The sequence below is a fragment of the Arsukibacterium sp. genome, from assembly GCF_036735525.1.
Taxonomy (GTDB): Bacteria; Pseudomonadota; Gammaproteobacteria; order Enterobacterales; family Alteromonadaceae; genus Alishewanella.
The window spans coordinates 1-10,923 of record NZ_DAINOE010000092.1 but is presented as its reverse complement, the minus strand read 5'-3'; the positions used below and the strand labels follow the sequence as shown (position 1 = coordinate 10,923).

Below are 10,923 nucleotides of genomic sequence, written 5' to 3'. Positions count from 1 at the left end.
CCAGCCCGCCCGTTCTGATAGCCACAGCCGTTCATCGCCGGCACTGGGCTGATATGACAGCAACTGAGCCCCATACAAAGATATCACCGCACTGCTATCACCGAAGTTAAGCTGATAGCAGGGCAAATCAGTCAGATGACCAAAGCCTTGGATGGGGCTGACACTTAACATCTTTGGTACTTAGCAAGCCATTAAGGCGACGACATTATCGAGCATGCGATTACTAAAGCCCCATTCATTATCATACCAGGACATGACTTTGACTAGGCGGCCATTAACCCGGGTTTCAGTCGCATCAAAAATAGATGACATAGGGTTGTGGTTAAAATCAATCGATACCAGCGGCAAATCATTTACCGCCAGCACTTTATTCATCGGGCTTTGCGCGGCAGCCTGACGAATAATGTTATTAACTTCTTCTATGCTGGTGTTGCGACCGGCTATGAAGGTTAAATCAACTAAAGACACATTTAAGGTGGGTACCCGCACCGCTAAGCCATCAAATTTACCGGCTAACTCAGGGACAACCAGGCCAACGGCAGCAGCGGCACCGGTTTTGGTGGGGATCATCGACATCGCTGCCGCCCGTGCACGGCGTAAGTCGGTATGATACACATCGCTCAAGCGTTGATCATTGGTGTAAGCATGAATAGTGGTCATCAGGCCAGATTCAATACCCAGGGCCTCATACAAGGGTTTAGCAATAGGTGCTAAGCAGTTGGTGGTACAAGAAGCATTGGAAATGATTTGCATATCAGAGGTCAGGATCTGATGATTAACGCCATATACAATAGTCGCATCGACATCTTTACCCGGTGCCGAGATAATGACTTTCTTAGCACCAGCAGTTAAATGGGCGCCGGCGGTTTTTCTATCGGTAAACAGGCCGGTACACTCCAATACCACATCTATATCTAACTCGGCCCAGGGTAAGTCCGCCGGGTTACGCACGCTTAAAGTACGGATTTCATCATTATTGACATAAATAGCGTTATCATCATGTCCAACGTTAGCCGCAAAAATTCCATGGGCTGTGTCATACTTCAGCAGATGCGCATTAATTGCAGCATCACCTAAATCATTGATGGCGACAATGCGAATATCGTAAGCTTGATGAGCTTCATACAGGGCTCGCAACACATTGCGACCAATACGACCAAAACCGTTAATGGCGACTCGAATAGACATATAGACTCCGCTGTTTAAACTGATAAGAATAGTTGAAAACGTATTCAGCTAGTAATGTGTAGTAAAATTACATTAAATATGGCATTTTTCAAGTTATAAACGCTTTAAAAGCCAAAATATGTAATTAAATAACAAAATTGAACTGCGGATTACGCTATTATAGCCTCTGACATCTGCAGTGAATGCAAGCTAATTAGCCGCTAGCGCTTAAGGAACCAAAAATGGATGCTGCCTTACTGGCCGAACTGATTGCCTTTTGTGGCATTGAAACCCAATATGATGATGCCTGGGGAAACCCTACTGAAGTAAGTGAAGCGGCGCAACTGGCGTTATTAGCTGCGCAGGGCTTTAATATCAGCGATGAAGACGCTGCCCGCGCTGAATTGCTGGAACGCCAGCTGGATGTGTGGCAACAAGTTATCGCGCCGGTGTCGGTGCAGTTGCTTGCTGAGCCTTTAGTGCTAGAGGTAAGAGTACCTTTGGCGCTGGCCAATACCCCTTTTGAGCTTGTGCTGACCAGTGAGCAGGGTGAGCAACAGCAATTAGTATTGGTGCCGGTTGAGGGGGAGTTACAACAGGCGGTGGTGCTGGACGATGAAGAGTATCATTTATATCAGCATAGCCTGCCATTCACGTTGCCAATGGGCTACCACAAGTTAGTCTTGCAGTGTCAGGGTACTGAGCTCAGTTTCAGCCAGCAATTAATCTTATCACCTGGCCAGTGTTATCAACCGGCGCAATTTACTGCGCAAAAACAGTGGGGCGTGTCAGTGCAATTATATGGCCTGCGCTCTGCCCGTAACTGGGGAGTGGGTGATTTTACTGACTTACAGCAACTGATAAGGTATTTAGCCGCTAATGGCGCCGATTTTGTAGGGTTAAACCCCATTCATGCGTTGTACCCGGCCATGCCTGAAAGTGCCAGCCCTTACAGTCCGTCTTCGCGCCGTTGGCTGAATATTATTTATCTGGATGTCACTGCCTTACCCGGTTATCAGCAATGTCCGAAAACCCGCTGTTTAACAGAAGCGCCGGGGTTCGCTGCGCAGCTGGCCGCTGAGCGGGCTAAAGACTGGGTCGATTACGCTGCAGTGATGCAGCTTAAGTTGCCGGTGCTAAAAAATCTGTATCAGTGGTTTGTACAGCACAGTGGCGTAGAAGCCCAGCTAACTGCTGCCTTTAATGAGTTTAAAGTACAGGGTGGCCAAAGCCTACAGCAACTAGCGTTATATGATGCCTTGCATGCCTATTTAATTGCCCAAGACTCACAGCATTGGGGCTGGCCTAACTGGCCTGAGCAATACCGTGATCCCTCATCAGCTGAGGTACAGCAATTTATGCAAAGCCACAGTACTGAGCTGGATTTTTATTGTTATTTGCAATTTATGGCGCAGCAACAATTAGCCGCCGCGCAACAATTGGCAAAACAGCAAGGCATGGTATTGGGCATATATCGTGATTTAGCGGTGGGGGTCAGTGAAGCCTCTACCGAAATCTGGGGCAATGCCGAATTGTACTGCCGCGATGCCAGTGTCGGTGCGCCGCCGGACCCGTTGGGGCCTGCCGGACAAAACTGGGGCTTGCCGCCGATGCATCCTTATCAGTTGTTTCAGCAGGCTTATCAGCCGATGGTGGAGTTATTACGCAGCAATATGCAAGATGCCGGCGCCTTGCGCATTGATCATGTGATGGCGTTATTACGCTTATGGTGGGTGCCCAAGTCGGCAGCCGATGCCGGCGGCGGTGCTTATGTCTATTACCCTATCATGGATTTGCTGGGCATTTTAGCGCTGGAAAGCCAAAGAGCGCAGGCGGTGATCATAGGTGAAGACCTAGGTACAGTGCCAGAGGGGATCCGTGAGTTGCTGGCACAGTATGGCATGTACTCTTATCGGGTGTTCTTTTTTGAAACAGCCTCCGATGGTGGCTATATTTCCCCGGCGCATTACCCGGCGCAAGCCATGGCCACACTGAGCACTCACGATTTACCCACGCTGATTGGTTTCTGGCACTGTGAAGACTTAAAGCTCGGCCAGCAGCTTGGCCTTTATAAAGATGAGCAGCAGTTGCAACAGCTGTATCAGCAGCGCCACGCTAATAAACAGCGCATACTCGATTCCTTACATGGCCATGCTATGCTGCCAGCAGACTATCCGCGCAGTGTTGAGCAATTGGCGATGGACAGAACCTTAAATTTAGCGCTGCAGCGCCATCTGGCCTCTGGCCAGAGTCAGTTACTCTGTTTACAACTGGAAGACTGGTTAGAAATGACTCAGCCAGTGAATATTCCGGGTACCAGCGATGAATATCCAAACTGGCGGCGTAAACTCAGTGCTGAGCTGGAGCAGTGGACGACACAGCCGCATATCAGTGCTTTGTTACAAGATTTAAGCCAGTGCCGTCAGCAAGCGGCTGTAAGATAAATGTTTTTTATAAAAATAACATAAGGACAAGATCTATGGCTTTAGCTGCACTGGAACAGGCGCGTTGTACTTATCCGTTTTCGTTGCTGGGTTGGCAACCTAACCTGGTAGAGGGGCAACAAAAAGGCATGTTGCTAAGGGTGTATTTGCCTGCAGCGACAGCTGTTACTGCCCTTGATGCCAAAAACGCTAAGGTACTGGGTGAGTGTAAAGCCGTAGCAGAGCATAATGGTGTGTTTGAGCTGGTATTGCCAGGTAAACGCAAGGCCAGCGATTATTTGCTTGAGGTAAGCTACGCCAGGCAACAAAGTACAGTAATTGACCCTTATCAATTTCAGCAAGCGGCGTATTATGCGGTGCACCATGTGATGAGCCAGCCAGAAAACCTGTACCGGCAATTAGGTGCGCAGTTAATCAGTTTGCCTTTTGCTGGTAAGACTATCACTGCTACCCGTTTTGCGGTGTTTGCGCCCAATGCCAGCTCGGTCAGTTTAATTGGCGATCTGAACCACTGGGATGGCCGTTGTCATCCGATGCAGCGCACCGATTGCGGCCACTGGGTGCTAATTGTGCCGGAAATGGCGCAGGGCGCGCGCTATAAATTTGAAATCAAAGACAGCCGGGGCCAATTGTTGCCGCACAAAGCTGATCCACTGGCCTTTTTTGCCGAGCAATTTCCGTCACATGCCTCACTGGTGTACGATCAATATCAGTACCAGTGGCAGGACCAGCAGTGGCAGCAGCGGCAGGCGGTCGATCCTTACCGCAGTGCCATGAGTATTTACGAGCTGCATCCGGGCTCGTGGCGGCGCACGGCAGATAATCAGCCGTTAAATTATCAGCAGCTGGCTGCTGAACTTATTCCTTATGTGTTGGATATGGGCTACACCCATATTGAATTAATGCCGGTGATGGAGCATCCGTTTGATGGCTCCTGGGGCTATCAGCCGCTGGGCTTATTTGCGCCAAGCTCACGTTTTGGACATCCTGATCAGTTTAAAGCCTTTGTCGATGCCTGCCATCAGGCCGGTATTGGTGTGATCCTTGATTGGGTGCCGGCGCACTTTCCGGAAGATGGCCATGGCCTGGCCCGTTTTGATGGCACACCTTTGTATGAATATGCGGATCCGCGCCGTGGCTGGCACCCGGACTGGAACTCCTGCATCTATGATTTTGGCAAGGACACGGTACGGCAGTTTCTGGTAGCCAGTGCGCTATTCTGGCTGGAGCATTTTCATATTGACGGCATTCGGGTGGATGCAGTGGCCTCGATGCTGTATTGGGATTATTCACGCAACGAAGGCGAGTGGATCCCCAATGTCGATGGCGGCAATCATAACTATGAAGCGATAAGCCTGTTTAAATGGCTGAACACTGAAATTTATAGTAAGTTCCCTAAGGCCATAACTATTGCCGAGGAGTCGACCTCTTTTGCCGGTGTGTCAAGGCCGGTGGATGCCGGTGGTCTGGGCTTTGGTTTTAAATGGAATATGGGCTGGATGAATGACAGCCTGCGCTATATTAGTAAAGATCCGGCCTATCGTAAGTACCATCATAGCGATCTGACGTTCTCGATGGTTTATGCTTACAACGAAAACTTTATTCTGCCGTTGTCACATGATGAAGTGGTACATGGTAAAGGCAGCCTGTTAAATAAAATGCCTGGTGATGAATGGCAGCAAGCGGCAAACTTGCGGGCTTTTATTGCCTTTATGTATGCCCATCCGGGTAAAAAAATGAATTTTATGGGCAATGAATTTGCCCAGGGCCGCGAGTGGAATCATAACCAGAGTCTGGACTGGCATTTGCTGGAATTTGATAAACACCGCGGTATGCAGCAGCTGTTTCGCGATTTGAACCACAGTTATCAGCGCCATGCGCCTTTATATCAGCTGGATTATCAGCCAGAGGGCTTTCGTTGGCTGGATCATCAGGACGCAGAGCATAGCACCTTAAGTTTTATGCGAACTGATGCCAGTGATGATCATATCTATGTGCTGGCCAATTTTACGCCGCTACCCAGAGCCGGTTATTTACTGGGGGTGGCCGCAGCAGGTGACTATGAGATTATTTTAAACACTGACAGCCGTTTTTACTGGGGCAGTGATTATGCCACCGGCGATACCCTGCTGGCGCAGGCACAGCCTTATCATGGCTTAGGTTTTTGCTTGTCGGTAAATTTACCGCCACTGGCCACCTTGTATATTCGACAAAAACGCTAAACTGCTAATACACTGCTAGCACAGTAAGCAACAGGGATTAAAACACAGGTGAACAGATGAGCCCGGCGATTCCGCTATTTAAGATGTCAGTGGGGCAACCGCAGCCCCTGGGGCCGCAGCAGCAGGCGGATTTAAGCTGGAACTTTGCTGTCTATGCGCCAGATGCGACTAAGTTAATGCTGTGTCTGTATCAACCGGATACGGAAGAGTTACTGGCAGAATTACCCTTTGCCGGACGAAGCGGCGCAGTATGGCATCTGGCGGTGCAAGGTATTGTTGAGGGCACTTTGTATGCACTTAAGGCCGATGGCCCGGCGCAAGCCGAGCAAGGTTATTATTTTGACCCGCAGCGTGTATTGATTGACCCTTATGCCCGGCAACTGAACCGCGCTCAGGTGTGGCAAGAGCGTTTATACCGTGATAAAAGCCATCATGCGCTGGCTAAGGGCGTGTTACGTCAGGGTGATTTTGACTGGCAAAACAGCGTTAAGCCATGCATTGCGGATGAACAAACCATTATCTTTGAGGCCCATGTTAAAGGCCTGACGATGCAGCATCCTGAGGTGCCTGCTGAGCTACGCGGTACTTATCTGGGGATGTGTCATCCGTCAGTGCTGACGCATTTAAAGGCGTTGGGCATTACCACAGTGCAATTATTGCCGGTTGCTGCCTTTATGGCGGAGCCAAGGCTTAGCGCGCTAAAGCTGACTAATTACTGGGGCTATAATCCGGTGAATTTTTTTGCGCCGGATCCGCGCTACCAATTTGAAGATGCCGTAACAGAGTTTAAGACGCTGGTCAGAACTTATCATCAGCATGGAATAGAAGTGATCTTAGATGTGGTGTTTAACCACAGTGCTGAGGCAGGCGCTGATGGCCCGGTTTTAAGTTTTCGGGGTTTGGCAAACCGGCAATATTATCTATTTCACAGCCATGCAGAGATGACCGATTATCAGAATTACTGCAATTTTACCGGTTGTGGCAATACTTTAAACTTATCGCAGCCAGCCACTCAGCAACTGGTAATGGATGCACTACGTTACTGGTTAACTGAGATGCAGGTGGATGGCTTTCGCTTTGATTTAGCGGTGACCTTAGGGCGCGAGCATAAGCGCTTTAACCCTTATGCCAGTTTTTTTCAAATTATCGCCCAAGACCCCGTGTTATCAAAGGCTAAACTCATAGCTGAGCCCTGGGATGTGGGCCCTTTTGGCTATCATCTGGGGCAGTTTCCGGCCAATTGGTCTGAGCTGAATGACAAATGTCGTGATAGTTTTCGCTCATTCTGGCGCGGTGACAAAGGCGTACTGCCGGAATTTACTACCCGTTTGTTTGGTTCGCGCGATATCTTTTTTAAACATCATAAACCGGCCAGTTGTAGTGTCAATTACCTGACCTATCATGATGGGTTTACGCTGCATGATTTAGTCAGTTATCAGGATAAGCATAACTGGTTAAACGGCGAAGAAAACCGTGATGGCCATAGCCATAACCTGAGTTGTAACCATGGCGTGGAAGGGCCCAGCACAGAGCCGGCTATAGTGCAGCAGCGCTATTTACATAAGCGCAATCTGGTGCTGACCTTACTGATAAGCCAGGGCATGTTGCATTGGCTGGGCGGCGATGAGTTAAGCCATAGTCAGCATGGCAATAACAATGCCTATTGTCAGGACAATGCTATTTCCTGGCTCAACTGGCAACTGGATAGTCATAGCGAAAAATTCTTACACTTTGTACAGCAGATGGTCACGTTCAGACGTGATTTTTCGTCAGTATTGCGCCTGCAACTGCAAGACGATCAGTACTATATGCACGGTGATAAGCACCAGATTTGCTGGTTTTTACCCGATGGAACTGAAAAGCAACAGCATGACTGGCATGTGCCGGACCGCGCAGGTTGTATCTTTCGCATCACTAACCTTAGCAGCACGCAGAGCCTGCTGTTTGTGATTAACGGCGCCAATAACAGCCTGCCATTACAATTACCGGCCAAGCCCTGGCAAATACTGTTTGATACCTCAAAACAGGATGGCCTGATGTTGCCACAGCAGGACCCGCTGAGCCAGTATTTACAAAATGCGCATAGTATTTCGGTATGGCAGTAAAGTTGCCGCTGAGTACGGCAGTATGTTTATCAGTACTTTTCTATTATAATGCGCGCCATTTTGGCCGGTTTAGTACCAGAATAAGCTTTAAAGGAATCTCAGATGTCAGATACAGCGCTACTGTGTGATGTGGGTTTTATCGGAGCCGGGGTGATGGGCAAAAACCTCATCTTAAACCTTGCCGATAATGGTTACCGGGTCGCCGCCTTCGATTTAGATCATCAAAAACTGGAAGCTGTACTGGCACAGGATACTGCTGAGCGCGGTGCGCAAGCGCCGCGGGTAATTGGTTGCAGCTCCTATACTGAATTGTTGTCTCGTTTATCCGCGCCACATTTAATTGTGTTATCTGTGCCGGCGGGCAAGCCGGTAGATGATATCTGCCATAAGTTGATTGATGCAGGTATTCAGGCCGATGATATTATCGTTGATACCGGTAACAGCTTGTGGACTGATACGGTTGAGCGCGAAAAACAGTACGAAGGCAAGTTTATCTTTTTCTCCACCGCTGTGTCTGGCGGCGAAGTCGGGGCCCGTTTTGGCCCCTCTTTAATGCCCAGTGGCGATCCTTACGCCTGGACCCGCATTAAACCTCTATGGCAAGCCATCGCAGCCAAAGTTGACCCTGAAACCGGCAAGCCGATTGAACGTTTTGAGCCGGGTAATCCGGTGACAGAAGGCGAGCCATGTGCCGCCTATATAGGCCCGAGCGGCTCAGGCCATTACGTGAAAATGGTGCACAACGGCATTGAATATGCCGATATGCAGCTTATTTGTGAAGTCTATCAGGTGATGCGCGATATTCTGGGCATGCCAGCCGGTGACATAGCGGCGGTGTTTAAACAGTGGAATAATGGTCCGCTAAACAGCTATTTAATTGACATCAGTGCAGAAGTACTGGCCACCAAAGACTCAGAAACCGGCTTGCCGCTGGTGGATGTGATTATGGATAAAGCCGGCCAGAAAGGCACAGGGTTATGGACGGCCGTCAGCAGTTTACAACTGGGCAGCCCGGCGCCGACTATCGCCGAAGCGGTGTACGCCCGCTCTATTTCCAGTTTGAAAAATGAACGGATAAAGGCTGCCGCTGTGTTGGCAGGCCCGGCTCACAATTTAATTTCGGATGAGCAAAAACGCGACATTATTCAGGCACTGCATGATGCGCTGTACTGCGCCAAAATTTGTGTCTATGCGCAGGGCTTTCATTTAATGAAAACGGCTGCCGAGGAACATGGCTGGCAGCTGAACTTTGCTGAAATTGCCAAGATCTGGCGCGCCGGCTGTATTATCCGGGCGGTGTTTTTACAATCGATCACCGAAGCCTACGAGCGCAACGACGAGTTGGAAAACCTGTTGTTAGATCCGTTTTTCTCCAAACAAATTTCGGTCTATCAGCAAAACTGGCGTCAGGCTGTGGCTAATGCCACCCTGTCAGGCATACCGGTGGCCGCCTTAAGCTCAGCACTCAGTTATTACGACTCATACCGTACTGCGGTTCTGCCAGCGAATTTATTGCAGGGGCAGCGCGATTATTTTGGCGCCCATACCTTTGAGCGCACCGACAAAGCCAAGGGTAAAATGTTCCATGTAGACTGGAGTAACCCGGCCCGACCTATGGTGAAAGTAAAATGACAATTCAACAAAATTTGGAACACATAGGTACGCCGGGGACCGCCAGCAGTACTAAGGTGTTGTTATTAGGTGCCGGAGAGCTTGGCAAAGAGCTGTGTATTGAATTAAAACGCTATGGCTGCGAAGTGATAGCCGTAGACCGTTACCCCAATGCGCCGGCTATGCAGGTGGCCGATAAAGCGGTGGTGATGTCGATGCTGGATAACGCAGCACTGCGTCAGTTGGTGATAAGCGAAAAACCAGCATTAATTGTGCCTGAGCTGGAAGCGATTGCTACCTCGGTGCTTATTGAGTTAGAAGATTGCGGCTTTAATGTGGTGCCCAGCGCCCGGGCCGTTAATCTGACGATGAACCGCGAAGGTATCCGCCGTCTGGCCGCAGAGCAGTTGGGGCTGGCAACCTCGCCGTTTCAGTTTGCCAGTGATAAAGCCAGCTTTATCGCCGCAGTGAATGCCATAGGTTACCCCTGTGTGGTAAAACCGATAATGTCATCCTCGGGCAAAGGACAAAGCGTGTTGCGCTCAGAGGCTGAGCTGGAGGCCGCCTGGCTGTACGCGCAGGAAGGTGGTCGCGCCGGTAAAGGCCGGGTCATAGTAGAAGGCTTTATCGATTTTGACTATGAAATTACTTTGTTAACGGTAAACTCGCTGAGCGGGATTCAATATTGTGAGCCTATTGGCCATCGTCAGGAAAAAGGTGATTACCGTGAAAGCTGGCAGCCACAAGTCATGAGCGACAACGCCCTGGCCAGTGCCAAACACTACGCTAAAGCCGTGGTGGAGGCCTTAGGTGGCCGTGGTTTGTTCGGTGTAGAGCTGTTTATTAAAGGCGATAAGGTGTATTTCTCAGAGGTGTCGCCACGGCCACACGATACCGGCATGGTCACCTTGATTTCACAGCAGTTAAGTGAATTTGCACTGCACGCCCGCGCCATTCTGGGTTTGCCTATTCCCCAGATTAAACAATACGGCCCGGCTGCCTCAGCCGTGTTGCTGGTAGCTGGCCACAGCGCCGATATCCAGTATCAGGGGCTGGCCGCGGCACTGGGCGAGCCGGATACGGAGCTACGTATTTTCGGTAAACCTGAAGTGCAGGGCGAGCGGCGGATGGGTGTAGCGCTGGCGCTTAGCGACACGGTAGAGCACGCCACCCAAAAAGCACTTAAGGTCATCAGCCAGTTAAGCGTGACGCTGAAATAACGCCTAACACTGCAATACCTCATGTTAAAAAACCAGCTGCGGCTGGTTTTTTTGTGCTGGCTGCTTTAAACAAGTTGTTCACTTTACTGATAAAATCCACTAGCATAAAAGTCTGTTCACACTCATTAAAAACAGAGGCTGGTGCTATGCAACA

At 49.8% G+C, this 10,923-nt stretch carries 6 protein-coding genes; 5 read left to right on the top strand and 1 reads right to left on the bottom strand.

The features are described 5' to 3' along the window. Positions 1–180: 180 nt before the first annotated feature. On the bottom strand, positions 181–1,188 hold the full coding sequence (gap, locus tag V7D78_RS14390) for a type I glyceraldehyde-3-phosphate dehydrogenase (protein ID WP_333609150.1): 1,008 nt from the start codon (positions 1,186–1,188) through the stop codon (positions 181–183). 221 nt (positions 1,189–1,409) lie between these two features. Here gap and malQ point away from each other — a divergent pair, with 221 nt between their 5' ends. The 5 genes from malQ to purT all read left to right on the top strand — a co-directional run bounded on the left by malQ (position 1,410) and on the right by purT (position 10,769). Then, on the top strand, positions 1,410–3,611 hold the full coding sequence (malQ, locus tag V7D78_RS14385) for a 4-alpha-glucanotransferase (RefSeq protein ID WP_333609149.1): 2,202 nt from the start codon (positions 1,410–1,412) through the stop codon (positions 3,609–3,611). A gap of 35 nt (positions 3,612–3,646) precedes the next feature. Further along, positions 3,647–5,833: a 1,4-alpha-glucan branching protein GlgB gene (gene glgB, locus V7D78_RS14380; RefSeq protein WP_333609148.1), complete on the top strand. Its 2,187-nt coding sequence runs from the start codon at positions 3,647–3,649 to the stop codon at positions 5,831–5,833. A gap of 56 nt (positions 5,834–5,889) precedes the next feature. Beyond that, a complete protein-coding gene (glgX, locus tag V7D78_RS14375) occupies positions 5,890–7,938 on the top strand; it encodes a glycogen debranching protein GlgX (protein ID WP_333609147.1) in 2,049 nt (682 codons plus the stop codon). 102 nt (positions 7,939–8,040) lie between these two features. After that, on the top strand, positions 8,041–9,570 hold the full coding sequence (gene gndA, locus V7D78_RS14370; protein WP_333609146.1) for an NADP-dependent phosphogluconate dehydrogenase: 1,530 nt from the start codon (positions 8,041–8,043) through the stop codon (positions 9,568–9,570). Continuing rightward, positions 9,567–10,769, top strand: coding sequence for a formate-dependent phosphoribosylglycinamide formyltransferase (gene purT / locus V7D78_RS14365; protein WP_333609145.1), 1,203 nt, complete (start codon positions 9,567–9,569; stop codon positions 10,767–10,769). Before gndA ends, purT begins: the two co-directional genes overlap by 4 nt. Positions 10,770–10,923 lie beyond the last annotated feature (154 nt).